Origin of the sequence: Prescottella soli, assembly GCF_040024445.1 — a bacterium.
Lineage (GTDB): Bacteria > Actinomycetota > Actinomycetes > Mycobacteriales > Mycobacteriaceae > Prescottella > Prescottella soli.
In genome coordinates this window covers 3,947,414-3,971,478 of sequence record NZ_CP157276.1, presented here as the reverse complement: position 1 = coordinate 3,971,478, position 24,065 = coordinate 3,947,414, and the positions used below count along the sequence as shown (strand labels likewise).

At 69.7% G+C, this 24,065-nt stretch carries 22 protein-coding genes; 11 read left to right on the top strand and 11 right to left on the bottom strand.

The features are described from left to right. The first annotated feature begins 42 nt into the window (after window positions 1–42). Together ABI214_RS18375 and ABI214_RS18370 are read left to right on the top strand one after the other, a co-directional pair. Window positions 43–3,468: a BTAD domain-containing putative transcriptional regulator gene (locus tag ABI214_RS18375; RefSeq protein ID WP_348603950.1), complete on the top strand. Its 3,426-nt coding sequence runs from the start codon at window positions 43–45 to the stop codon at window positions 3,466–3,468. 141 nt (window positions 3,469–3,609) lie between these two features. Next, window positions 3,610–4,995 carry an FAD-binding oxidoreductase gene (locus tag ABI214_RS18370; RefSeq protein ID WP_348603949.1) on the top strand — a complete coding sequence of 462 codons (1,386 nt, stop codon included), beginning with the start codon at window positions 3,610–3,612 and terminating at the stop codon, window positions 4,993–4,995. A 6-nt stretch (window positions 4,996–5,001) separates the two neighbouring features. Here ABI214_RS18370 and ABI214_RS18365 read toward each other — a convergent pair whose 3' ends face one another. The 4 genes from ABI214_RS18365 to ABI214_RS18350 form a co-directional block, all read right to left on the bottom strand. Beyond that, window positions 5,002–6,363, bottom strand: a complete 1,362-nt coding sequence (locus tag ABI214_RS18365) for a bifunctional adenosylcobinamide kinase/adenosylcobinamide-phosphate guanylyltransferase (protein ID WP_348611745.1) — start codon at window positions 6,361–6,363, stop codon at window positions 5,002–5,004. A 22-nt stretch (window positions 6,364–6,385) separates the two neighbouring features. Further along, the gene (locus ABI214_RS18360; protein ID WP_348603948.1) at window positions 6,386–7,609 is read right to left on the bottom strand and encodes an O-succinylhomoserine sulfhydrylase; all 1,224 of its coding nucleotides are present in this window, start codon (window positions 7,607–7,609) and stop codon (window positions 6,386–6,388) included. Further along, window positions 7,606–8,037 carry a rhodanese-like domain-containing protein gene (locus ABI214_RS18355; protein ID WP_348603947.1) on the bottom strand — a complete coding sequence of 144 codons (432 nt, stop codon included), beginning with the start codon at window positions 8,035–8,037 and terminating at the stop codon, window positions 7,606–7,608. The genes ABI214_RS18360 and ABI214_RS18355 overlap by 4 nt, the downstream gene beginning before the upstream one ends. A gap of 98 nt (window positions 8,038–8,135) precedes the next feature. After that, window positions 8,136–8,558: a hypothetical protein gene (locus tag ABI214_RS18350; protein WP_348603946.1), complete on the bottom strand. Its 423-nt coding sequence runs from the start codon at window positions 8,556–8,558 to the stop codon at window positions 8,136–8,138. A 316-nt stretch (window positions 8,559–8,874) separates the two neighbouring features. Here ABI214_RS18350 and ABI214_RS18345 point away from each other — a divergent pair, with 316 nt between their 5' ends. Together ABI214_RS18345 and ABI214_RS18340 are read left to right on the top strand one after the other, a co-directional pair. Continuing rightward, window positions 8,875–10,239, top strand: coding sequence for an FAD-dependent oxidoreductase (locus tag ABI214_RS18345; protein ID WP_348603945.1), 1,365 nt, complete (start codon window positions 8,875–8,877; stop codon window positions 10,237–10,239). An 87-nt stretch (window positions 10,240–10,326) separates the two neighbouring features. Continuing rightward, a complete protein-coding gene (locus tag ABI214_RS18340; protein ID WP_348603944.1) occupies window positions 10,327–11,070 on the top strand; it encodes an amidohydrolase family protein in 744 nt (247 codons plus the stop codon). Between the two features lies 1 nt (window position 11,071). Here ABI214_RS18340 and ABI214_RS18335 read toward each other — a convergent pair whose 3' ends face one another. Continuing rightward, window positions 11,072–11,554 carry a DUF456 domain-containing protein gene (locus ABI214_RS18335; RefSeq protein ID WP_348603943.1) on the bottom strand — a complete coding sequence of 161 codons (483 nt, stop codon included), beginning with the start codon at window positions 11,552–11,554 and terminating at the stop codon, window positions 11,072–11,074. A 10-nt stretch (window positions 11,555–11,564) separates the two neighbouring features. After that, complete coding sequence (gene purT, locus ABI214_RS18330; protein WP_348603942.1) at window positions 11,565–12,779, bottom strand: formate-dependent phosphoribosylglycinamide formyltransferase; 1,215 nt, start codon at window positions 12,777–12,779, stop codon at window positions 11,565–11,567. Between the two features lie 41 nt (window positions 12,780–12,820). Here purT and ABI214_RS18325 point away from each other — a divergent pair, with 41 nt between their 5' ends. Further along, entirely contained in the window at window positions 12,821–13,246 is a 426-nt protein-coding gene (locus ABI214_RS18325) for a hypothetical protein (protein ID WP_348603941.1), read from the top strand. Window positions 13,247–13,359: 113 nt separating this feature from the next. Here ABI214_RS18325 and ABI214_RS18320 read toward each other — a convergent pair whose 3' ends face one another. Beyond that, window positions 13,360–14,463 (bottom strand): DNA alkylation repair protein, encoded by a 1,104-nt coding sequence (locus ABI214_RS18320; RefSeq protein ID WP_348603940.1) that lies wholly within the window; start codon window positions 14,461–14,463, stop codon window positions 13,360–13,362. Between the two features lie 32 nt (window positions 14,464–14,495). After that, entirely contained in the window at window positions 14,496–14,789 is a 294-nt protein-coding gene (locus ABI214_RS18315; protein WP_348603939.1) for a hypothetical protein, read from the bottom strand. A gap of 116 nt (window positions 14,790–14,905) precedes the next feature. Here ABI214_RS18315 and ABI214_RS25530 point away from each other — a divergent pair, with 116 nt between their 5' ends. Beyond that, complete coding sequence (locus tag ABI214_RS25530; protein WP_408587277.1) at window positions 14,906–15,439, top strand: ABATE domain-containing protein; 534 nt, start codon at window positions 14,906–14,908, stop codon at window positions 15,437–15,439. A gap of 41 nt (window positions 15,440–15,480) precedes the next feature. Here the strand turns inward: ABI214_RS25530 and ABI214_RS18310 are convergent, their stop codons facing one another. Both ABI214_RS18310 and ABI214_RS18305 read right to left on the bottom strand, forming a co-directional pair. Next, window positions 15,481–16,197 (bottom strand): alpha/beta fold hydrolase, encoded by a 717-nt coding sequence (locus tag ABI214_RS18310; protein WP_348603938.1) that lies wholly within the window; start codon window positions 16,195–16,197, stop codon window positions 15,481–15,483. Between the two features lie 4 nt (window positions 16,198–16,201). Beyond that, complete coding sequence (locus tag ABI214_RS18305; RefSeq protein ID WP_348603937.1) at window positions 16,202–16,582, bottom strand: VOC family protein; 381 nt, start codon at window positions 16,580–16,582, stop codon at window positions 16,202–16,204. 126 nt (window positions 16,583–16,708) lie between these two features. Between ABI214_RS18305 and ABI214_RS18300 the strand changes: the two genes are divergently transcribed. Next, complete coding sequence (locus tag ABI214_RS18300; RefSeq protein WP_348603936.1) at window positions 16,709–17,809, top strand: CaiB/BaiF CoA transferase family protein; 1,101 nt, start codon at window positions 16,709–16,711, stop codon at window positions 17,807–17,809. Window positions 17,810–17,860: 51 nt separating this feature from the next. Here ABI214_RS18300 and ABI214_RS18295 read toward each other — a convergent pair whose 3' ends face one another. Beyond that, window positions 17,861–19,333: a PLP-dependent aminotransferase family protein gene (locus ABI214_RS18295; protein ID WP_348603935.1), complete on the bottom strand. Its 1,473-nt coding sequence runs from the start codon at window positions 19,331–19,333 to the stop codon at window positions 17,861–17,863. Between the two features lie 63 nt (window positions 19,334–19,396). On the opposite strand from ABI214_RS18295, the gene ABI214_RS18290 reads away from it, so the two are divergent. From ABI214_RS18290 to ABI214_RS18275, 4 genes are all read left to right on the top strand, one after another. Next, window positions 19,397–19,618, top strand: a complete 222-nt coding sequence (locus ABI214_RS18290) for a hypothetical protein (RefSeq protein WP_348603934.1) — start codon at window positions 19,397–19,399, stop codon at window positions 19,616–19,618. A 355-nt stretch (window positions 19,619–19,973) separates the two neighbouring features. Continuing rightward, on the top strand, window positions 19,974–21,383 hold the full coding sequence (locus tag ABI214_RS18285; protein WP_348603933.1) for an Ig-like domain-containing protein: 1,410 nt from the start codon (window positions 19,974–19,976) through the stop codon (window positions 21,381–21,383). A 40-nt stretch (window positions 21,384–21,423) separates the two neighbouring features. Further along, complete coding sequence (locus ABI214_RS18280) at window positions 21,424–22,593, top strand: Ig-like domain-containing protein (protein WP_348603932.1); 1,170 nt, start codon at window positions 21,424–21,426, stop codon at window positions 22,591–22,593. Window positions 22,594–22,667: 74 nt separating this feature from the next. Next, on the top strand, window positions 22,668–23,930 hold the full coding sequence (locus ABI214_RS18275) for a helix-turn-helix transcriptional regulator (protein WP_348603931.1): 1,263 nt from the start codon (window positions 22,668–22,670) through the stop codon (window positions 23,928–23,930). Window positions 23,931–24,065: the final 135 nt, after the last annotated feature.

The following is a 24,065-nucleotide window of genomic DNA, read 5'->3' as shown; positions in this document are numbered from 1 at the left end:
CACTCGTGCAGTCCGGAGTCGTCGGGTACGAGGAGTCCACAGATGATCTATCGGCTGCTCGGACCGCTGGAGGTCGCCCACACCGACTCCGGTGACGAGATCCTCGATCTGGGGCCGCGCAAGCAACGCGCGGTCCTGGCCGTCCTGCTGCTCGGTCGGGGGCGGGTGGTGTCCACCGCCCGCCTCGTCGACGCCCTCTGGGGGGACGATGCGCCCGCGAGTGCCATGGCGAGCATCCAGGCGTACATCTCGAACCTACGCCGGGTGCTCCGTGTCGAGACCGGAGCCACCTCGCCGATCGGGCGGCAACCGCCGGGTTACGTCCTCGACATTTCGACCGACGAGGTCGATCTGGTGAGTTTCCTCGACGACGCCGAGAACGCGCGGCGTCTCGCGGAGGACGGGGCGTGGGAACCAGCGCTGAAGACCGCCGACCGTGCACTCTCGGCAGTCCGGGGGCCGTTGCTCGAGGACCTGGCCGATGCGCCGTGGGTTCAGGTGGAGGCCGCGGGCTTCGACGAGGTACGGACAGAATGTAGGGAGACCCGGATCACCGCGCTGCTCGCGCTGGGGCGGGTCCCGCCCGCCCTCGTGGAAGCGGCCCAGTTGTGCAGCGAATTCCCGTACCGGGACCGAACCTGCTGGCTCCGGATGCTCGCGCTGCACCGGGCAGGCCGGTCGTCGGAGGCGCTGGAGTGGTTCCGATCGCACGTCGGTCGGCTCGACGCCGAGTTGGGGCTCGAGCCCGGGACCGAGCTGCGTGCACTCCAGAGTGCGATCCTGCGCCACGATCCGGGTCTCGCGGCCTGGCCCCGCACACCGGGATGGACCGGGGCGGAACACGTTCCGCTAGTTCCGCTACCCGCGTCCCAGTCCTCGAGCGCCGACGCACCCGGGGCGGGCGACGCGGTCGGCGAGGTGGAAACCGGCCGCGTGTTCGTCGGGCGCAGAGGCGAAACGCTCGTGATCGAGCGGATGCTCGACGACGTCCTCGCCGGCTCGACGCGGTGGCTTGCACTCACCGGCCCCGCCGGGATCGGGAAAACACGGTTGGCGGAGGAGTGTGCTGCGCGGACGGTGGCTGTCGGTGGGGCGGCGGTCTGGGCGCGGTGCCCGGAGGACGACGGCGCACCCGCCTGGTGGCCGATCCGCCGACTGGTGCGTGAGCTCGGCGGCGACGCGGACGCGGTGTTGATTCCGGCGACGGGCGTCGACCCGGACGAGGCGCGATTCGCCGTGTACGAACGGGTGCTGGAGGTGATCGAAGCAGCGGTCGCGGGTAAGCCCGCTCTGGCCGTCGTCGTCGACGACATACAGTGGGCCGACCCGACTTCGCTGCGGTGCCTGTCCTATCTGGTGGGCGCGCTACTCCACCGCCCGGTGTGTTTCGTGTTGACGCTGCGTGACACCGGAATCGAAACGGTCGGTGCACTCGTCGATGCGGTGCTGCGCGGGGAAGGCAACCGGCACGTCACGGTGCCGCCGTTGGGGCCGGCCGAGGTCGAGGAGCTGGCCAGCCACGTCGCCGGTGAGCGGATCGGTCCGGCCCATGTCCAGGTCCTGACCGACCGAACCGGGGGTAACCCGCTGTTCGTCTCGGAGTACGCGCGGCTGCCGCGCGACGAGCGACTCGGCGACGAGATACCGATGGCCGTCCGGTCGGTGCTGGGCAGACGACTCGCAGCCGTGGAACCGGCGGTGTTGCAGGTGCTGCGAGTTGCGGCCGTGCTCGGCGACGCCATCGAGATCGACCTCTTGGCGGCGGCGTCTCGCCTCGACCTGGACGCGCTCGCCGACTACCTCGACGAGGCGGCGGACGAACGCATCATCGTGACTGCGCCCGGGGCACGGGGATACGTCTTCGCGCACGGATTGCTGCGACACGAGGTCCTCGAGGCCATGCCCGCGTTGCGACGTCAGCGCATCCACGCGCGGGTCGCCGAGATCCTGGCGGAGTCCTCCGATGCGGACCGTGCCAGTCGGCGTGCCCAACACCTATGCGCCGCACTGCCCCTGGCGGATCCGCGCGAGGTGCTCGACGCGTGCACCGTCGCGGCCCGGGAGGCGACGGAGCGATGGAGTTCGGAGACCGCCGCGCACTGGTGGGAGACCGCCGTCCAGATATTCGACCAACTGCCCGCGTCGGAACGGTCGCCCGACGATCGTGACGATCTGCTGGTGGCTCGGGTGGAGGCACTGGCCCGCGCCGGTCGCGGGCAGACCGTTCTCGACGTCGTCGGTGCCGGTCTGCTCGACGCGGTGCGCGAAGGACGCACCTCGGGCGCGGGGCGGCTGGCGGCCGCACTCCTGCGTGCCGCGGGAGGGTGGCCGTGGGTGTCGTACGGCCGGGATCCGGGGCCGCTCCTCGAACGCCTCGACGCACTGGAACCGTTCGTCGAGTCGGATCCCGTCGCGCACTCCCGGGTCCTGTCCGCGCTCGCGGTGGGCAACTGCTACCACCCGGATTCCGCAGTGCCCGACGGTATAAGCCGGCGCGCGCTCGAACTGGCTCGGGCCCAGGGTGATCCGGACGTGATCGCCGATGCACTGCTGGGTCGGATCCTCCTCTTCTCGGGAGTGGCGCGGCATGGTCGGGAATCGGTCGAACTGCTGACCGAGCTGCTCGAATTGCCGCACCAGCAGTCGCGGGTCGACGACGTCATCGTGCACACGGTCGCGAGCATGACGCAGATGAATCTCGCGAACGTCGATGCCGCCGCCGCACACATGCGCCAGGGAATCATCGGCTGCGACCTGTTGCGCCTACCCGTGGTTCGAGTCCAGCTCAGGTGGATGGAAGGCACGCTCGCGGAGTGGCGCGGAGACCTCGAACAAGCTGCGCGACAGTACGACACGGCACGGCAGATCCATCTGCAAACCGAGCTGTACACCGCGGGTAGCGCCGACCTCGCTCAGAACACCTTGAGATGGGAGCAGGGTGAGCTGGCTGGCACGACACCCGGCTTTGTCGAGCCGAGGGCATGGAGTACCGCGATCGCGGCGGCACGGGGCGACCGGCGGGCCGCGGTCGAGGGCATCGCGCGCTGGACGTCGGGCCCGGGGCCGGACGTGTGGACCACGCTGGGACACCAGACGCTACTCGCCCATATCGTCGCCGATCTGTCCCTGGTCGAGTACGCCGACCTGTTCCTCGAACTTCTCGCGCCCTTCACGGACCGGATCGCGACCGTGGGACAGGTGGGGGTCGTCGGTACGGTCGCCGAGGCGTCCGCACGCTTGCACGCCATGCTGGGGCAGACCGATCAGGCGTCAGCCCTGCTGGAGCAGGCGGAGCAGATCGCACACCGTACGTCGGGCGCGCCGACGCTGCTGCGGTGCAGACTGCTTCGCGCGCAGCTCGAGCCTAACTCGGCTGGGCGCGCCGGTGAACTGTCCGCGGTCGCCGAGGAATCGGAACGCCGCGGGATGCACGGACTGGCGGCACAGGCACGGTCGCTGCCCGCCTGAGCGCGGGCCCCGGCGTCATCGACGGGTCCCGCGCTTGGGGAAAACTTGGAGCCACGGTCTCGCGGTGCACAAGAACCGCCCAAGTGGGCCCAGACATTCTTTCTTTCACGCCCCGAAAGCGGACGACGAAAGGAAGCTTCCATGGACCTCCAGACCCCGGTGAGCGACGAGACGATCGCGTCACTCCGTGCATGTCTGACCGGATCGGTCGCCCTTCCCGGCCAACCGGGATACGAACTGACGACGCCGTGGAACCTGGCTGTCCCGGTCACCCCCCGTGCGGTCGTCGCGGCTGCGAATGCGGACGATGTCGCGACCACGGTCCGCTTCGCCGGGCAGCACGGACTCCGGGTTGCCGTGCAGCGCACCGGGCACGGCGCGGTTGCCGTGAGCGGTGACGTCCTGTTGGTGCACACCGGGCGACTGAACGAGTGCGTCGTCGACCCCGACACCCGCACCGCGCACATCGGTGCCGGCGTGATCTGGCAGGACGTTCTCGACGCAGCGGCGCCACACGGCTTGGCGCCGCTGACGGGCTCCTCCGCCACGGTCGGAGTGGCAGGCTTCCTCACCGGCGCGGGCATCGGTCCGCTGGTGCGCACCTACGGGCTGTCCTCCGACCACGTGCAGGCGTTCGACGTCGTCACCGGTGGCGGTGAGCAGTTACATGTCACACCGGACGAGCATGCCGAGCTGTTCTGGGGCCTGCGCGGCGGAAAGGCGACACTGGGGATCGTCACGGCGGTGGAGATCGATCTGCTGCCACTGTCCCAGATCTATGGCGGCGCTCTCTATTTCGACGGCGCGGACGCTGCGGTGGTCGCGCATGCCTGGCTCGACTGGTGCCGCGACCTGCCCGAGCACAGCTCGACGTCGATCGCGTTCCTGCAGCTCCCTCCGCTGCCGCAGATCCCGCCTCCGCTCGCGGGCCGGCTCACTGTTTCCGTCCGATTCGCCAGTGTCGCAGACGAGCCCGAGGCCGAGTCCCTGATCGCGCGCCTGCGTGCGGTGGCGACGCCGCTGATCGACTCCGTGGGCCCGATGCCGTACGCGGCGCTGTCCGCGATCCACGCCGATCCGGTCGACCCGATGCCGACCCACGAGTTCAATGCCCTCACCCATCCGTTGTCACACGACGCCGTCGACGCCCTGCTCGCGGTCGCCGGACCGGGTTCCGGATCGCCGCAGACGGTGATCGAACTCCGACTGCTCGGTGGTGCACTGGCCCGCGAGCCCCGCCATCGCAGCGCCTTCTGCCACCGCGGCGCCTCGTTCGCGCTGATGGTCGTGGGCGTCCTCGCTCCGCCCCTCGCCGAGGCGGTCGTCGAGCACGCCCGCGTCGTCGCACAGGCCGTGGCCACATGGGTCACCGGAGGTGCCCTGCCCAATTTCGCCGCCAGCGCCGACCCGGAACGGATCGCCCGGTCCTACGACGAGGACACCTGGCACTGGCTCGGTGCGCTGGCGAACGACCTCGACCCGCGCGGAGTCCTGCACGTCGGTCAGGTCGTACGCACTCTGGCATGAGAGGGATCAGTCGGTAGGACCCGACCGCAGCGGCGTCGGCACCCCCGCGACCACCAGCACGACGGACTCGCACTCGGCCACCACCGCGGAGTTCACCCGCCCAAGCAGGTCGCGGAAGCGGCGGCCCGCCGGCGTCGACGGCACCACCCCACTGCCGACCTCGTTGCTCACCGCCACGATCGGCACGCGCGCCGCCCGCCACGCCGCGACGAGGTCGGCGACGTCGGCGTCGACCGCGCCCCAGTCGCCGCCGGTCCACACCCGGTGGTGGTCGAGGCGGCCGGTGAGCCACGTGCCGAGGCAGTCCAGCAGTACGGGGTCGCGCGCGTCCGCGAGCGCCGCCGCGACGTCGGTGGTCTCGACGGTGGTCCACCCGGACGGGCGCCGCTCGCGGTGCAGCGCCACCCGCTCGGCCCACTCCGGGTCCCCCTCCTGCATGCCGCCCGTCGCGAGGTAGGTCACGCGCGGTTCGGCGGCCAGCAGCGCCTCGGCGTACGTCGACTTGCCGGCGCGGGCACCGCCGAGGACGAGCGTGCGCGACGACGTCCCCCGCCGCGGCGCCGGCTCCCCGACCCGCACGACCGCGCCGTCGTCGACGACCCGCGCGCCCCACGGCCGCAGCCGCTCCGCGAGTTCGGACGTCGGCGGGTTGTAGTGACTCAGGTGCACGGCGACGATGTCGGTGGCATCGGTGACGGCGCCGATGTCGCGCAGCGCAACCACGGTGCGCGGGAAGGTCGTCAGATCGTGGTGTCCGGCACCGAGATCGGTGCGGGTGCCGAACGTCTCCTCGAGGAACACCGCGTCGTACCGGGCATCGCGGACGGCGTCGAGGGTGGACGACGGCAGCGGACCGGTATCGGTGGCCCACAGCAGGCGGCCGCCGCCGGACGCGGCGATGTCGTAGAGCACGCTGTCGCCGTCCCGGATCGCGGTGTGCGCGGCCTCGAGCACCCGAACCTCGTACCCGTTCAGGACAATTCGATCTCCGGGGACGACGGGAACGAACCGCACCGGATCGTCGGGGCCCACCCAGTCCCGGCACAGATCGAGCGCCTCGGGCGGGCCGACGACGTCGAGCGGTCGGTCGCGCTGCACCCAGGCGCGGAACAGCAGGGCCGCCGGGCCCACGTGATCGGGGTGGGCGTGAGTGAAGAGGATGTGCCGGACGGCGTCGAGGGGGCGCCCGGCGCGCACGGCCGCCCGCGGGACCTCCGGGCCGCAGTCGAGCAGCAGCACGTCGTCGATCAGGGCCGCGGTCTGGCCACGGATCTCACCGCGCGCGGCGGCGGTGCGACATGACGCGCACACGCAGAAGGGGTTGGGCCACCCGTCGGCACTGCCGGTGCCCAGCAGTACAACCTCGATGACCCAACCCCTCCCGTGAGTGTCAGCGCAGCGCCTGCGCCAGGTCCTCCAGCAGATCCTCCGGATCCTCCAGACCCACCGACAGGCGCACGACGCCGTCGGACAGGCCGATCGCGGCTCGTCCCTCCGGACCCATCGCGCGGTGCGTGGTGGTGGCCGGGTGCGTGATGAGCGACTTGGAATCGCCGAGGTTGTTGGAGATGTCGATGACGCGCAGCTTGTTCAGCAGTTCGAACGCGCGCTTCTTCCCCTCGCCCTCGGCCGCGTCCAGCTCGAACGTCACGACCGTGCCGCCGCCGCTCATCTGCGACTTGGCCAGCTCGTGCTGGGGGTGCGACTCGAGGAACGGGTACTTCACCCAGCGCACCGACGCATCGGCCTCGAGGAACTGCGCGATACGCAGCGCGCTGTCCACCGAGTGGCCCACCCGCAGCGGCATCGTCTCGAGCCCCTTGAGCAGGGTGTGCGCGTTGAACGGGCTCAGCGCCGGGCCGGTGTGCCGGATCAGCTGCTGCACCGGGCCGTCGATGTAGTCCTTGGGGCCCAGGATCGCGCCGCCGAGGACGCGGCCCTGGCCGTCGATGTGCTTGGTGCCGGAGTACACGATCACGTCGGCGCCCAGGTCGAGGCTGCGCTGCAGCAACGGGGTGGCGAAGACGTTGTCGATGACCACCTTCGCGCCGGCCGCGTGCGCCATCTCCGACACCTTGCGGACGTCGACGAGGGTCTGCATGGGGTTGGACGGCGTCTCGAAGAACACGGCCGTGGTCGGCACCGACAGCGCCTGCTCCCACTGGTCGAGGTCCTCGCCGTCGACGAAGACGGTCTCCACGCCCCAGCGCGGCAGGATCTCGTTGCACACCACGAAGCACGAGCCGAACAGGCTGCGCGCGGCGACCAGGCGATCGCCCTTGCCGAGCAGCGCGCCGAGCGCGGTGAACACCGCGGACATGCCGGACGCGGTCGCGTAGCAGCCCTCGGCGCCGTCGAGCAGCCGCAGCCGCTCCTCGAACATCTTCACGGTGGGGTTGCCGTACCGGGAGTAGACGAAGTGGTCGACCTCGCCGGTGAACGCCTGCTCGGCTGCCTCGGCGGACTCGTACACGAAGCCCGAGTTGAGGTAGATCGCCTCGGAGGTCTCCTCGAATCCGGAACGCAGCGTGCCGCCGCGGACGCCGAGGGTCGCCGGACGGACGGACTCGGGCAGTTGCTTGCGGAACGACCCGCCCTGCGGGATGGCGCTCATGACTGCGTCCAGGGCAGGCCCACAGCCCGCCAGCCCGAGGTCCCGCGGCGCCCGTCCCCGCCGAGCCCGCCCTCGAACCCGTCGAGCACGTTGTACGACGGCCCGATGCCGGCGGCGGTGGCGGCCTCGGCCGCACCGATGGAGCGCTGGCCGGAGCGACACAGGAAGACGACCGGCCGCGAGGACTCCGCGTCGGCGCCGCCGACGATCCCGGCCTCGACGAGCTGGTCGACGAAGGACTCGTTGCGCGCACCCGTGGGGTAGCTCACCCATTCGATGAGCACGGTCCGACGGTCGATCGAGGACGTGTCGGGCACACCGACGTATCGCCATTCCGCGTCGGTCCGCACGTCCACGAGCACGGCGTCCGGATGCTCGCGCAGCAGCTCCCAGGCTTGCTGCGGCGTAATGTCTCCTGCGTAGCTCACCGGTCCAGCTTTCCACAGGGGCCGGACGGGCGTAGCACGCGGATGTCCCGAAACGCGAGATCCGGGCAACCCGGGCGCGTCAGTCGGATGGGTTCGCGTCAGTTGCAGACGAGCCAGCGGCCGTCGCCCTGGACGAACTGCCACGTCGACGACGTCGCACCCTTGCCGTCGTCCGCGTTGATGCGCACGTCCGCGGTGGCGCCGCTACCGTTGACCTGGGCATTCGACACGTCCTCGACGGTCACCTCACCCTCGCGGCCGGCGAGCGGCGAGCGGTCGGCGACGAAGCCGTCGCACACCATGCGGTCGACGCCCTCGGGGTCGTCGTTGTTGGCCGCGCGGACGAAGTCGGTGGCCGAGGCGTTCAGCCGGTCGCCGTCGGACCGGTTCTCCTCGGCCGGGGATACGAGCGCCGAGATGATAATTCCGATCATCACGATCGCGACTATTGACACCGCGAGGAGAAACGGCTTCATCGTCGTGCGTGAAGGATCCTCGGCCGGTTCGTGCTGGTCGGTCATACCTGCGATTTTCTCCCGTAGGCGCGGGTCGCCCGCGACCGGGTCCCGAACAGCCCAGGGCACAAACCATATTTGTGACCCCCCAAATCAGAGCCTGGTACCCAGAGGTAGCTCACACCGCAACCGTGGGGTGCCGCCGCACTGCGGGTTCTAGCATGAAGTCGGGGGACGGTTACTTCCAGGGAATCCGCCGCCCGCGGCAGCTGGACGACCACCGGGTGTTAGGTAGGACTCAGTTCGACCCGGAGTCGCACGTACGCTGTCACCCGAGCAAGCACATGCACGTCCGTCCAATCGAAAAGGTAGTTCGCCTCAGATGACTGACCAGACTCGTCCACTGCGCGTGGCCATCGTCGGCGCCGGCCCGGCCGGTATCTACGCCGCCGATGCGCTCATGAAGTCCGACACCGAGGTGAGCATCGACCTGTTCGAGCGGATGCCGGCCCCGTTCGGCCTCATCCGATACGGCGTCGCACCGGACCACCCGCGCATCAAGGGCATCATCACGGCGCTGCACAAGGTCCTCGACAAGGATGCCGTCCGCCTGCTCGGCAACATCGACTACGGCACCGACATCACCCTCGAGGACCTGCGCCGCTTCTACGACGCGGTGATCTTCTCGACCGGCGCCAACGCCGACCGCGCCCTGAACATCCCGGGCATCGAGCTCGACGGCAGCTACGGCGCCGCAGACTTCGTCTCCTGGTACGACGGCCACCCGGACGTGCCGCGCACGTGGCCGCTCGAGGCCGAGAAGGTGGCCGTGCTGGGCGTCGGCAACGTCGCGCTCGACATCGCCCGCGTGCTCGCCAAGACCGGCGACGAGCTGCTGCCGACCGAGATCCCCGCGAACGTGTACGAGGGCCTCAAGAACAACAAGGCCGTCGAGGTGCACGTGTTCGGCCGCCGCGGTCCCGCGCAGGCCAAGTTCACGCCTCTCGAGCTGCGCGAGCTGGACCACTCCCCCACGATCGAGGTCATCGTCGACCCCGAGGACATCGACTACGACGAGGGTTCCGAGATCGCTCGTCGCTCGTCCAAGCAGGTCGACATGGTCGCGAACACGCTGCAGGACTGGGCCATCCGCGACCAGGGCGACCGCCCGCACAAGCTGTTCCTGCACTTCTTCGAGTCCCCCCACGAGGTGCTCGGCGAGGACGGCAAGGTCGTCGGCCTGCGCACCGAGCGCACCGAACTGGACGGCACCGGCAACGTCCGCGGCACCGGCAAGTTCAACGACTGGGACGTCCAGGCCGTCTACCGCGCCGTCGGCTACCTGTCGCAGAACATCCCGTCGATCCCGTTCGACGACCAGGCCGGCACCGTTCCCAACGAGGCCGGACGTGTCATCGGCGACGACGGCAAGCACATCGACGGCACGTACGTCACCGGCTGGATCAAGCGCGGTCCGGTCGGCCTGATCGGCCACACCAAGGGCGACGCCAACGAGACCATCGCCTGCCTGCTCGAGGACGCCCCCAATTTCGCGGGTGCCGCCGAGCCGGGCCAGGACGCGGTCATCGATTTCCTCGAGGGCAAGGGTGTCCCCTACACCACATGGCAGGGCTGGTACCGCCTCGACGCCCACGAGCGTTCCCTCGGCGAGCCCGAGGGCCGCGAGCGCATCAAGGTCGTCGAGCGCGAGGACATGCTGCGCGCCAGCGAGCCGCACAAGGCCTGATCTTCCGGCCTCCAGCTGAAGGGTCCCTTCGTACGCCGACAGCGTATGAAGGGACCCTTCAGCTTTTCGCGGGGCATGATGAGACACGTGTTTGACGCGCACGTGCACATCATCGACCCGCGGTTCCCCCTGGTGGAGAACAACGGCTACCTGCCCGATCCGTTCACGATCGCCGACTACCGCGCCCGCATGGCGGGGTTCGGCGTGGACGGTGGCGCCGTCGTCACCGCGTCGTACCAGGGCACCCTCGGCCGGCCGCAACTGCTGGCCGCGCTGCGCGAACTGGGCGAGGGCTGGGTGGGCGTCACCCATCTCGACCCCGACGCCACCGACGACGACATCCTCGAGCTCGACCGGGCCGGGGTGCGGGGGATGCGGTTCAATCTGCGGCGCAGCGCCACCGACGTGCGGATCCTGACGAAGCAGGCGTTGCGCGCCCACGAACTGGTGGGCTGGCACGCCGAGTTCTACGTGGACGCGACGCTGCTGCTGTCGCTCGAACCGGTGTTCGCGAAGCTGCCGGCCGTGAGCATCGACCACCTCGGGATGTCGACGCGCGGGCTGCGCTACCTGCTCAACCTCGTGGACCGCGGCGCCAAGGTGAAGGCCACCGGCTTCGGACGCACGTCGATCGGCGACGTCGGCGACGTCGTGCGCCAGATCCACGCCGTCAACCCGAAGGCGCTCATGTTCGGCACCGACCTGCCCGGGACCCGCGCCCGTCGCGCGTTCGAGGCCGCGGACGTCGACGTCATCGCCGACGCGGTCGGTGACGACCTCGAGGCGGTCCTCGGCGGCAACGCGCGTGAGTGGTATCGCTGCCCCGCCTGAGTCAGAGCGCGAGCACCGCGCCCAGCCACAGCCCGACGGCGAGCAGTGCCCCGAACAGTTCGACGAGGATCGACAGCCCCACGGCCTTGGTGGCGTGCACGGTCGAGACCCACGCGTCGCGGTGGGTTCGGTGCCGGGCGGCCTCGGCGACGTACGTGCCGAGCAGGAAGCCGAGCAGCAGTCCGACGACGGGGACGACGAAGAACCCGACGATCCCCACCAGGCCGCCGAACATCACCGACCGGTTGGGGACGCCGGCGTCGCGTATCCGGCGCCCCGGCCACGTGTACTTGACGACGCCCGACGCCACGAGCAGCAGCGCGGCCACCGCGAACACCGCCCAGCCGGCCGCGGTGGCGTCGAGGATCGCCCACACCAGCAGCGCCCCGGCGATCAGCAGGGTGCCGGGCAGGATCGGCACCACGACGCCGATCAGCCCGACGAGCATCACCAGGCCGAGCAGAACCTCGACCCCGGTACTCACGCTGGGCTGCTCACTCCGGTACGACGACGTGCACCCGGGACGCCGCCTCGCGGGCGCGCTCACGGGCGGTTTCGACGTCGGGTCCGGTGGACACCGCGACGCCCATGCGACGACGGGTGAACGCCTCGGGCTTGCCGAACAGACGCAGATCGGTCTCCGGCACCGACAGGGCGTCGGCGACGCCCTCGAACGCGACCCCGGCGGACTCGACGCCGCCATAGATGACGGCGGACGCGCCCGGTGCGGCGAGCGTGGTGTCGACGGGCAGGCCGAGGATGGCGCGGGCGTGCAGTTCGAACTCCGAGAACCGCTGCGAGCGCAGCGTCACCAGGCCGGTGTCGTGCGGGCGCGGGCTGACCTCGGAGAAGTAGACGTCGTCGCCCTTGACAAACAGTTCGACGCCGAAGATGCCGCGGCCGCCGAGTGCGGTCGTGACCTTCTCGGCAACCCCGCGTGCCGCCGCCAGCGCGGCCGGGCTCATGGCCTGCGGCTGCCACGACTCGATGTAGTCGCCGGAGTCCTGCAGGTGACCGATCGGCTCACAGAAGTGGGTGCCGTCGACGGCGCGGACGGTGAGCTGGGTGATCTCGTAGTCGAAGTCGACGAAGCCCTCGACGATGACCCGCCCCTTGTTCACCCGACCACCGGAAAGTGCGCAGTCCCAAGACTTCTCGAGATCGTCGGCGCTGCGGGCCACGGACTGCCCCTTGCCGGACGACGACATCACCGGCTTGATCACGCACGGGAACCCGATCCGCTCGGTGGCGGCGCGCACCTCGTCGAGGGAGTCGGCGAACGCGTACGGCGACGTCGGCAGCCCCAACTCCTCCGCCGCGAGGCGACGGATGCCCTCGCGGTTCATCGTCAGCTGCGTCGCACGCGCGGTGGGGATGACGACGGCGAGCCCGCGCTCCTCGACCTCGGCCAGCGCCTCGGTGGCGATGGCCTCGATCTCGGGAACCACGAAATGCGGCCGCTCGTCCTCGATCAGCCGCAGCAGCTGCTCGCGGTCACCCATGTCGATGGTGTGGGCGCGGTGCGCCACCTGGTGTCCGGGGGCGTCGGCGTAGCGGTCGACGGCGATCACCTCGACGCCGAGGCGCTGCAGCGCGATGATCACCTCCTTGCCCAGTTCGCCGGAGCCCAGCAGCATCACGCGGGTGGCGCTCGGGCTCAGGGGGGTGCCGATCCGGGCAGGGACGTCTGCGGAGGTCTCGTGGCGCATGGGTCGGACTATATGCGGTCGCCGATATGCATACTTGCGCGATGACCCTGGGGCTCGACACTCGCCTGACGCTGTTCGCGGCCGGACTGATCTTCCTGCTCGCCCTGATCCTCGGGGCGTGGAAGTACCACGGTATGCGCACGTCGCCGGATCACCTCGCGCACCCCTACGTGGACATCGCGCACCGATCCGCACTCCTGTACTCGTTTGCGACGCTTCTCGTTTCGGCGTTCGTCGAGCTCAGCGACTGGCCGACGGCCGTGAACGCGACGTGTGCGGGGATCCTGGTGTTCTTCTTCGTGGCGGCCATCGGCAGCTACATCGTGCACGGCGCCCGGCGCGACACCGCCAACCAGTTCGAGCGCCCGGACGCGGCACTGCGTGTGTCGATGATCGCACTGGTCGTCGGTGAGATCGGAGCGTTCGCGGTGCTGCTCGGGGGTTTCACGGCCGGCCAGTTCCTCTAGATATACCCGGCCAGGACGTTGGTAGCGCGCGTGTCGGCCGATAGCCCATACTGCCAGCGCAATGGGGTTTCCCGCCGTGTCGGCTGTTGTGTCACGTCGAGGCGGATCGCCGATCAGGTGCGACGCGGCGAATCGGCGGCGGTGAGCTCGAACTGGGTCGTCGGGTGCGGCACACCGTTGACCTGCATCTGAAGGTAGTGCGTTCCTGGGTAGTAGCGCCGCGTCGTGATCGGTACGAAGCTGTGGCGTCGGACGATCGACCACTCGGCCCCGGCTTCGAGCGTTCTCGTCGAGAGTTTGAACACTTTCGCCATATGGGATCCGTTGGCCCGAAGGAAATGTACGGAATAGTCCACGAGGTACGGCGCAGGTCCGGGCCCCGTGTTCCTGATGGTGCAGTCGAATTCGAGGCTGCCACCAATGGCGACGACCTCTGTACGCACCACGGGTCCTGCGACGTGTACCGGTGTGTCGGCGGAGTACCCGAACAGCCCCAGAGCTCCCGGGTGCCCCTTCTTGACGAGCGTGCGCAGTCCGTGGCGGAGGACCCACGCGGTGGAGGCGTCGGGAGCGTGCGCCCAGCGGGTGGCGACGGCGACGGCCAGGTCCGGGTGATCGTGGCTGATGTCGTTGAGGTGGTTGGCCACCGAGCGTCGTACATACTCGGAGTCGTCACGATACAGGGCGTCGAGGATCGGCAGCGTCGGTCGGGGATCCGCGGTCAGGCCGGGAACCCGAACAGCCCACGGCAACCGAGGCCGGGTGGACTCGCTCGCGAGGCGGCGGACATGGGCATCGGGATGACGCGTCCAGGATTCGACCACGGAGAGTGTGCGGTCCTGGGCTACTCGCAAGAAAGGGCGAACAGCCGTCTCTGCGGTCAGTCGCGGCGTCAGGTCGGCCAGAAGTCCGAGTGCCGGTTCGACGAACTCGATGCCTCGCACAGCGACCGCTTCGGTAACCGGGAAGATCATCCATCCTGTGAATTTCTCGTCGCCGAGCGCGGCATGCAGGAGCGCAGAGAAAGAGCCGAAGTCTGCAGGTAGGTCGGCGAGGAGAGCGTCACGGATCGCCGCGACACGCTCCGAGAATCGTCGATCGGACAGTTCGGCGCCGCACGCGCTCAGCCGTGGAACCGGGCCCGCGTGCGCTCGTATCAGACAGTCGGCCAGCTCCTCGACGGTCCGCGCGTTCAACAGTTCGTCCGCTGTGGGCACGGCACCGAACTCCCCTCTTCCGTGTCCTGGACCTATGCGGTGTGCAGAACGGTCGCGTGCCGCATCTCGTGGACGTGACCGATCTCGCGGAAGAACTCCTGCGCGCGACCTTCCTCAGGCATCTCCCGCGCCGCCCGCTCGGCAGCCTCCGGCGAGGCCCAGATCAGGAAGTCCATCAGCGATCCGTCGTCGATTCGGGCGAGGTGCGCACCCAGGAAGTCGCTGCCGTAGCGCTCTTCGAGAACTGCCACCATCCGTCCCCGAGCCGCTACCAGGGCATCCGGGTCGGCGGCCTCGAATCGTACGTACTCAATTGTGTTGCTCACGCTCATACTCCAACCAAGTTGTCACGGTTTTAGTGTTCCAATGCCGCGACAAAGTATCACGGTTTAGTGGGTCTGGATCCGTTAGCATTGGACGGGTGATTCGTGACGTGGACGAGATGCCGTGGATCGGGGAAGGTCGCGCACTCGACCTGGCAAACACCGTGATCGTCGGGGCGAGCCGCAGTGAGGACCTCGACTTCTTCACCGATCCCGCGCTGACGGCACGGTGGCGCGAGCGGGTCACGGATCGCCGGATGGCCCGAATACCACTTGACCAGCTCGTCGAGCTCCGCAGTGTCGTGCGAGAGGCTCTCGATGCCGCAGACAAATCGGAGACGTTGTCGCCCCACCTACGTGCACGGATCAACGGGCTGGCCGCCGCTGCGCCATTGGTGCTCGAACTCGACGAGTCCGGCCTCCTCCGCCAAATCGCCAGCGGGGGTCCAGTCGATGCGGAAATAGCACGAGAGACGTTGCAGCTCATAGCCGCACCCGATACGTTCACCGTCCGCCGTTGCCCCGCGCCCAGTTGCGGCATGTTCTTCGTTCCGCGCCGAAGGAATCAGGGCTGGTGCACCGAGCGATGCGGATCCCGTGCCCGATCGACCCGCCGACATCACAGAGGCGGGCGTCCATCCGATGCGACCTAGAGCTACGTCATCGCCCGGACACGACATCTGTCAGACATTCTCTAGCTGTGCGTCTCCGCACGGGCCAGGAAGTCCAGCACTACGGCGTTGAAGACGTCGGGGCGCTCCTCCGCGCACGCATGCCCCGCGCCGGGCAGGATCACCAGCTCCGCACCGGGAATCGAGTGGGCGATCAGCTCGGTGTGCCGGCGCGGGATCGGGTCGCGCTCCCCCACGACCACGACCGTCGGGACCGTGATGGCTGCCAGGTCGTCCGGCGGAATGTGCGGGTGGTGGACCATGAGGCCCAGCAGTTCGCGCTTGTGCGCGAGCGTCTTCGACAGCGGAGCGACCAGCCCGGCCGCGAGCCAGGCGAGGGTCGCGGGAACCCGGAACTTCCATCCCAGCCCGTGCGGATCGAGGTTGGCGCCGTTGACGATCAGCGAGCGCACCCGGTCCGGTCGGCGCAGCGCCAACGTGAGGGCGGTGTTCCCGCCATCGCTGTAGCCGAGGACGTGCGCGCTGTCGATTCCGAGCGCATCGAGCACCGCACAGACGTCGTCGGCGAAGCGGGCGAAGTCGAGCGGACCGTCGCCGCGCGTCGACTCCCCGTGCGCGCGGGTGTCCAGCGCGATCACCCGATAGCGCTCCGCGAAGGCCGGCGCCTGCGCGGCGAAGTAGCCGAGGTTCTCGCTGTTACCGTGCAGGAGGACCAACGCCTCGCCCTCGCCGGACGTCTCGTAGTGCAGGCGCGCCCCGCCCGCTTCGACGAATCCCATCGGGTCAGCTCGGCGGCTGGTGCAGCGACAGCACGTTGCCGTGCGGGTCGTGGAACCACGCGACGCGGGTGCCGTCGGGTGCGGTCCACGCGGCGTACTCGTCCTGGTCCATCCCCTGGTAGCGCAGGAACTCGACACCCTTGCCCCGCAGGTCCTCGACCGCCGCCGACAGGTCCTCGGTGCGCCAACCCAGCACCGTGTAGCCGGTGTCCACCTTCGACTGGACGAGCGTGATGCGCAGTTCGGTGCCGCCTCCGCCGTCGACGACGAGCGCGAACGGGGTCCGCTCGGTGACCGCCAGGCCGAGCGTGTCGACGTAGAACATCGACGACACGTCCAGATCGGTGCTGGCCAGGAACGCTACGAGTTCTCCCGGGAAGGCCATGCAATCCACTGTGCCCCCCGATCGCGGTCCGAGACAAGTGGTCGGTACGTCGTGACCCCGACCACAGACCGCCGCCGGGAGGGGTTACCGTCACAGGAACGGAGGTCGACCATCCAGGAGGAATACGTGACTGCTGCAGGTGCCGAACGGAAGGGTCCGCTCGCGGGCATCCGTGTCGTCGAGTTCGCCGGAATCGGACCGGGCCCGCACGCCGCGACGCTGCTCGCCGACCTCGGCGCCGACGTGGTCCGGGTCCAGCGCGCGGGGCAGATCCCGCCGGAGGGCAAGGTGGGCGACCAGACCGCGCGCAACCGCCGGATCGTCGAGGCCGACCTGAAGAACCCCGAGGACGTCGAGAAGATCCTCGACCTGCTCGGCCGCGCCGACATCCTCATCGAGGGGTTCCGTCCCGGCGTGATGGAGCGCATGGGCCTGGGCCCCGACGTGGTCCTCGAGCGCTGCCCGCGGGTGGTGTACGGCCGCATGACCGGGTGGGGCCAGGAGGGCCCGCTCGCGCACTCGGCCGGCCACGACATCAACTACATCTCGCTGACGGGCGTGCTGCACGCGGTCGGCCGCAAGGGTGAGCGCCCGGTGCCTCCGCTGAACATGGTCGGCGACTTCGGCGGCGGGTCGATGTTCCTGGTGTTCGGCCTGCTCGCGGCCCTCGTCGAGCGGCAGTCGTCGGGCAAGGGCCAGGTGGTCGACGCCGCGATGGTCGACGGCACACTCGCGCTGTCGCACATCATCTGGAACTTCCGCCGCAGCGGCATGTGGTCGGACGAGCGCGGCGTCAACATGCTCGACGGCGGCGCCCCCTACTACGACACCTACGAGACCGCCGACGGCAAGTACATGGCGGTCGGCCCGATCGAGCCCCAGTTCTACGCCGAACTACTGAAGGGGCTCGAGCTCGACCCCGCCGAGCTGCCCGGCCAGCACGACGCGGCCCGCTGGCCCGAGCTGCGCCAGATCCTCACCGACCGGTTCCTGAGCAAGACCCGGGACGAGTGGACCAAGATCTTCGACGGCACCGACGCGTGCGCCACGCCGGTCCTGACCTTCGCCGAGGCGCCGCAGGACCCGCACATCGCGGCCCGCGGCGGCATCATCGAGCTCGAGGGCGTCCCGCAGCACGCCCCGGCACCGCGCTTCTCGCGCACGCCCAGCGCGACGCCCGAGCCGCCCGCGCACACCGCGACGGACGTCGACACACTCTGGCGCTGAGCGTCTTCCACGACGGGCCGGACACCACTCGGTGTCCGGCCCGTCGCCGTGTCAGAACACGAGGGCGGGTTCGGCCGGCTCCACGGTGACGCCGAGGGCGTCGTAGGCCGCGGCGACACCAGCCACTGCCCGTCGCAGCTCGTCGGTGGGCCGCGCGTACGGCAGCCGGACGTACCGCTCGAACGCCCCCTCGACGCCGAACCGGGGGCCGGCCGCCAGCACCACGCCGTGGCTGGGGGCGGTCGCCGCCAGCGCCGTCGACACCGGCGCCGGCATCTTCAGCCACAGCGACATGCCGCCGGTCCCGACGGTGGGCACCCAGTCCGGCAGTCGCGCGGACAACTCGTCGAGCAGCACGGCGCGCTGAACGCGCAGCTGTTCGCGTCGTTCCTCGACCGGACCGTCCCCGACGCCGAGCAGGTGCACGGCCGCGAGCTGGTCGATGACGGGTGTGCCGAGGTCGAGCGCGGACCGGGAGCCGACGAGCCGGATGATCAGTTCCGGATCGGCCCGGATCCAGCCGACCCGAAGCCCTCCCCAGTGCGACTTGGATACGGACCCGATGGTCACGACCTCCGAATCCCCCGCGCCGCGGGCGTGGGTCGCGACCGGGGCCGGCGGCGGCGCATCGAGCCACACGTCGACCATCGTCTCGTCGACGACGAGCGTCATCCTGGTGTCGCGCGCGATCCGGGCCAGTTCGGCCCGCCCGGCGTCGTCGAGGCACAGCCCGGTCGGGTTGTGGAAGTCGGGAATGAGGTAGGCCATCCGGGCCGCGGTCTGCCTTGCGGCACTGCGGATTCCGCCCAGGTCCCACGCGCGGGACGCACCGCCCTCGGGGCGCACCGGCACCGGTACCGGACGCCCGCCGACCCGTCGGATCGCCTCGAGCGCGTTCGGGTAGGTGGGATGGTCGACGAGGACCCGGTCTCCGGGCGCGGCGAGCACCCCGAGCAGCAGTCGCAGTGCGTGCTGTGCACCCGACGTCACCATGATCTGCGCCGCCGACGTCTCTAGCCCGCGCGTCCGGTATCGCTCCGCGATCGCCTCCCGCAGCACCGCGATGCCGTGCGGTTCCATCCCGTGCGTGTCGAGGAACGGCGGAAGCGCTTGCAGTGCAGCGCTGTACGCGTCCTGCACCTCCGTCACCGGAGCGACCATCGCGGCGTAGCTCAAATCGACGGCGTCGCCCGCCGAGGACGCCCGCCGCGGAACCGCACCGTGCCCCCGCCCACGTGACGCCGCGGGAACCGTGACCGTGCTGCGTGATCCCTGCCGACTGGACAGGTAGCCCTCCTCCCGCAGCACCGAGTACGCGGTCGTGACCGTGGTCCGGCTGACGCTCAGCTCCGCCGCGAGTTCCCGCTCGCCGGGCAGAGCCGCGCCGAGCGGGAGCCGCCCGTCGTGGACGAGCAGGCGTATCCCGTCGGCCAACGCCCGGTAGGCGGGGCGGCGACCGGCCTCGTCCCGCCACCCACCGAGGTCGCGCGTCACCGCCCGTGCTCCCACCGCATGCATCATCATGCGGTCCAGTATTCGGATTCTGGCCATTTATCTCAAGGCCACTTGCTCGACAGACTGGCCACCATGAGTACCGTGATCACCCTCGCCTGCATGTCCGCACTGGCCGGATTCGTGTACTGGTACATGCCCCGCGACCGGCCACGGAAGCGGTTCCGGCTCGAACAGTTCCGTCCAGCAGCACCTTTGGCGGGAATCTTCGACGAGCACGCACGCCCGGACCGGGCGGTCGGCGATTCCTGCCGAGCCCATGCCAAGGATCAGTCCAGCGAGGAAGTACTGGACTGATCGCGTGTCGATCCGATCCAGGACAAAACGAAGGAAATGAACCGGTCGGTAACTTATCCGCCCGCAAAACCAGGGAGCCGCCGGCAATTCTGCAACCAGTTCTCGCCGCCATTACCACGACGGCGCCTGCCAGGCCGGAATCTCCGAGGCGAATGCATCCGCCTCGAATATTCACTCGAGTCGTCCACGCGCACAGTAGGTTTGAGTCCAAAAAAGTCCGGACGGCCGTCCAACTAACCGCTTGATCGATCAAGCGTCAATTTCGCTTATGCCCGGTTCCAATGGAGTGTTAGGTGGAACGCGTTCCACTCCGAACTGGCGATGAATCACATTCCGAAATCCAGGAGTCTCATCCATGACGAACCGATGGCGTCGGATCGCTCTCACCACGGCTGCCGCCACTGCCGGCAGCATGCTGTTCTTCACCGGTACCGCCACCGCGGAGCCGGCCCCCGCCGGCCCGAACGGCTCCCCGGTCCTCCTCGCCGACGAACCCGTGCCGTCCGGGTTCGCGACCCGCGTCGAGCTGACGATGCCCTCGCAGATCAAGACCGGCATCGCGATCGACCTCAAGGCCCAGACATTCGGCGTCGACGCGAACAAGGGCGTCAACGGCGGCCTGGTCCAGTTCCTCGTCGACGGCGCCCCGGTCGGTGCACAGGTCAAGGCGAGCAGCACCGGCGTCGCGACCCTCAAGTACACCTTCACGGCCCCCGGGACGCCGACCGTGACGGTGCAGTACCTCGGTGGCGGCACGCTCACCGGGGTGACCGAAACGGCGGCGGCGAGCCAGACGGGAGGCACCATCTCGGTCGTCGACCAGGACGTGGCCACCGTCGTGGAGGTCCTGCCGAGCGACACCGTGGTCGAGACCGGCGTACAGGCCACCCTGAAGGCCAAGGTGTCCCTGCAAGCCGGTGACATCCTGCCGATCCGCACCAACGGCAAGGTGAGCTTCTACGACGGCGAAGAGCTGCTGGGTACCGCGACTTCGATCCTCACCGACGGTACGACGAGCATCAAGGCGACCTTCCTGCACGCCGGCACCCGGACCATCACGGCCGCGTTCTCGGGAAACACCGGGTTCGCACCGTCCACCTCCGCCCCGACCCCGCTCGAGGTCAAGCACAAGGATCTGGCCACCAGCACGACCCTGCTGGTGCCGAACAACGGCCGGGCCGGACAGCCCGTCACGCTCAGCGCCACCGTCACCGCGCAGTTGGCGGCCGTCGGCACCGTCCAGTTCCTGTCCGGGACCACCCCGCTCGGGGAGCCGGTGTCGGTGGTCAACGGCCTGGCCACGACCACGCATATCTTCCCCGAGGCAGGTGACCACAGCGTCACGGCGGTGTTCACCGGGACCGGATTCGTCTCCTCGACGTCCGCGCCTGCGCCGCTGAGCATTTCGGCCGCTCAGCCGGGTGACACCACCACCACAGTCACCGCACCCGCCGCCACGATCCCACTCGTACCGGTGACCCTGACCGCGACCGTCGCCCCGGCGCCCTACGGCGGCACCGTCCAGTTCTACGTCGGTGACACCCCCGTCGGCGATCCGGTCCCGGTGGTCAACGGCTTCGCCGCGACCAGCCACTCCTTCACCGCGGCCGGGACGTTCCAGGTGACCGCCCGCTACAGCGGCCACATCGCCGCCAATCCGTCCACATCGGCACCGGTGGCGGTGAACGTCGTCGGCGGCGACGGCGGAAACGGCTCGCTGCAGCTGCCGTCGTTCGGATCGCTCGAACTGCCCTTCGGATCCTGACCGGACCGCCCCACATACTTCGAACACCAAGGAAGGCACCATGACTGACAGGTCCGTCAGGCGCTATCTGACGCCCATGTGCGCCACCGCCATCGCGGCCGGCGTCGTACTGTCGGGGGCCCCTGCCTCGGCAGCGACCACCACGACGCCGTTCACCGCGCAGTGCCGAGCGGCGGCACTGCTCACCGTCGACAAGCCCGCTCAGCACGCGTTCACCGTCGACGCGCCGGCGCGGGTCGAGCCGGGTGAGACGTTCACCTACCGCGTCCAGCCGGCGCCGTCGGCGTACCCGGACAAGGACACCGGCGCCACCACCACCAACGTGTCCCGCATGAAGCTCGACTACCAACTGCCGGAGAACGCCCAGTTCGTCGATGCCAAGGTGGTCCAGGGCAGCAGCATCGGCATCTCCGGGACCCCCGCGAACGTGCTGCTGGTCAACGAGAACGGCGACCCCGATCCGGACGGCACCATTCTTCGTCTGTCCGGGGACAACGAGGTCATCGGCAACAGCCCCAAGGCGGACAAGAAGAGCGTCGGCGGCATCGTCGCCCAGAAGACCAAGGCATACCTGGACGGCACCCCGAGCGCCGACGCCTCGACGTGGTTCCAGCTGCCCGCGATCGACGTCACGCTGACCGCCGGTGCGGGCGGAGAGATCACGCCGAAGCTGCGCACGGCGGGTGGCGCCGCGAATCTGGGGAACGAGGGCAACTACAACACCTTCCTCACCCTGGCCGTCTTCGGTGGCAACCAGTGGGCTCCCACGAGGTGCGTGCCCAAGGACGCCAAGGAGGACTCGGCGCCGCTCAACCGTGGCGGCGGACCGCTCGCCACGATCGCGATCGGTGAACAGACCGGCAACGTGACCGCGACCGAGGTCACCGCACCCGCAACCGCGAAAGCCGGTGAGAATGTGACCCTTTCGGCTACGGTCGCCCCGGCTCCCGGCAGCGGCAACGTCGCCTTCCTGGTCGACAGCGTCGTGGTCGGCGAGGCGCCCGTCGTCGACGGCACCGCGACCTTCACGTATGCGTTCGGCCTCGGCGGGGAGCACAAGGTTTCCGCACGGTACGTCGGCAACGCCGCGTTCCGGCCGTCCCTGTCGGCCGATGCGACGGTGACCGTCGAGGGCGGCGGGTCCGGCAGCGCCGTCGGCTCGGTGGAACTGCCGTCACTCGGATCGCTCGGACTGCCCCTCGGGTCCTGACCCGACACCACGGCACGGGTGACGGCGGGTGGGTCGATGGCGACCCACCCGTCGCCTCGTCGTACCGTGGCCTCGTGAACGAGTCGGGCCCCGAGGTACTACTGGACGGACTGCGCGACGTCCTCGTCGGGCGACTCTCGGACATCGGCCGCCGCTTCTCGACACTGCTCGCCGACACCGTCCCGCACAAGGCGCTGGTGATCTTCACGCGCGAGTGCACCGGACGCCCCCGCAAGGTCGCGGGCGACCCGGAGATCGTCGACCGAGTAACGATCGCCGAATTGGATTCCCTCCGTGCCGATCTCGACCACGGTCAGATCCTGCGAGGGCGAGCCACCATCGCCGGCCGCACGCGTGAGGTGTACGCGATCCTCGACCGCACCGACACGCTGCTCGTGATCGTGCCGACGGGCGCGCTGTCTCGGACGCTGCCCCTCGATGCCGTCCGGTCGATGTTCGGGATCGTGGCCACCGGCATCCAGTTGCAGGTCCAGGGGGCGAGCCCGGCCTACCTGGCGGAGTCCCGCGCCGCATCGGCCGAGCGGGCCCGCACCGTCGCCGAACTCACGGAGGTCCACGCCACGACACTCGAGACGCTGCTCGCGACCCTGCGGTCCGGCGACCTCGACGACACCCGCGCCCGGTCCGCCGCCCGCGAGACCGCGTCCGCCGCCCTCATCGGACTGCGCACCGCGGTCGACACGCATCGCGACTTCGCCGAAGAATCCCTGGTGACGGCGTTCGCGCGACTGCGCGGCGAACTGCGCGGACTGCTGCGGCACCGCGACCTCGAACTGGACCTGGTCGAGCCCGCGGCGGCCGGGCGCGCCGTACCCGGCGAGGTGGCCCACGCCGCCCGGGCCGTGGTTCGGGGTGCGGTCCTCTCGCTGTCCGGGCAGTCCGACGTCTCCCGCATCCGCGTCGCCTGGGCCTGCCCCGAGGGGGAACTGGTCGTCGACGTCCGTGACGACGGCCGTGGCCTCGTCGATCCCGCCGACCTCGACCACCAGCTGCGCCCACGCGTCGAAACACTGTCGGGCACAGTCGAAATCGAATCCACCGCCGGCTGGGGTTCGCGCGTCGTAGCGACCCTGCCGCTGCACGCCCCCACCGCGCCGACCACCCACCACGCCCTCGCCGACCTCGGCCCACGTGAGCTCGAGGTCCTGGGCCATCTGGTCGCGGGGCGGCGCAACCGCGCGATCGCCGAACGGCTCGGGGTCAGCGAGAGCACCGTGAAGTTCCACGTCGCGGGCGTGCTGCGCAAGCTCGACGTCGCGACGCGCGCGGAGGCGGCGGCGCTCGGTGGCGAGGCCGGCATCCGCCCCATCCACTGACCGGCCTGACCGTTCGGCCAGGTTCACCCCGTCTGTCGACCAGTCCCGAGAGCGTCCGACACTGATTAGCCTCGTAGTCGGATGCGCACCTCACCATGTGTGCGCCCGTGCGTTCACGTCGACCGAATGGAGAAA

Coding starts and splice junctions, on each gene's coding strand:
- ABI214_RS18375 (WP_348603950.1), top strand. CDS start 43: ATGATCTATCGGCTGCTCGGACCGCTGGAGGTCGCCCACACCGACTCC.
- ABI214_RS18370 (WP_348603949.1), top strand. CDS start 3,610: ATGGACCTCCAGACCCCGGTGAGCGACGAGACGATCGCGTCACTCCGT.
- ABI214_RS18360 (WP_348603948.1), bottom strand. CDS start 7,609: ATGAGCGCCATCCCGCAGGGCGGGTCGTTCCGCAAGCAACTGCCCGAG.
- ABI214_RS18350 (WP_348603946.1), bottom strand. CDS start 8,558: ATGACCGACCAGCACGAACCGGCCGAGGATCCTTCACGCACGACGATG.
- ABI214_RS18345 (WP_348603945.1), top strand. CDS start 8,875: ATGACTGACCAGACTCGTCCACTGCGCGTGGCCATCGTCGGCGCCGGC.
- purT (WP_348603942.1), bottom strand. CDS start 12,779: ATGCGCCACGAGACCTCCGCAGACGTCCCTGCCCGGATCGGCACCCCC.
- ABI214_RS18325 (WP_348603941.1), top strand. CDS start 12,821: ATGACCCTGGGGCTCGACACTCGCCTGACGCTGTTCGCGGCCGGACTG.
- ABI214_RS25530 (WP_408587277.1), top strand. CDS start 14,906: ATGCCGTGGATCGGGGAAGGTCGCGCACTCGACCTGGCAAACACCGTG.
- ABI214_RS18310 (WP_348603938.1), bottom strand. CDS start 16,197: ATGGGATTCGTCGAAGCGGGCGGGGCGCGCCTGCACTACGAGACGTCC.
- ABI214_RS18305 (WP_348603937.1), bottom strand. CDS start 16,582: ATGGCCTTCCCGGGAGAACTCGTAGCGTTCCTGGCCAGCACCGATCTG.
- ABI214_RS18295 (WP_348603935.1), bottom strand. CDS start 19,333: ATGATGATGCATGCGGTGGGAGCACGGGCGGTGACGCGCGACCTCGGT.
- ABI214_RS18290 (WP_348603934.1), top strand. CDS start 19,397: ATGAGTACCGTGATCACCCTCGCCTGCATGTCCGCACTGGCCGGATTC.
- ABI214_RS18285 (WP_348603933.1), top strand. CDS start 19,974: ATGACGAACCGATGGCGTCGGATCGCTCTCACCACGGCTGCCGCCACT.
- ABI214_RS18280 (WP_348603932.1), top strand. CDS start 21,424: ATGACTGACAGGTCCGTCAGGCGCTATCTGACGCCCATGTGCGCCACC.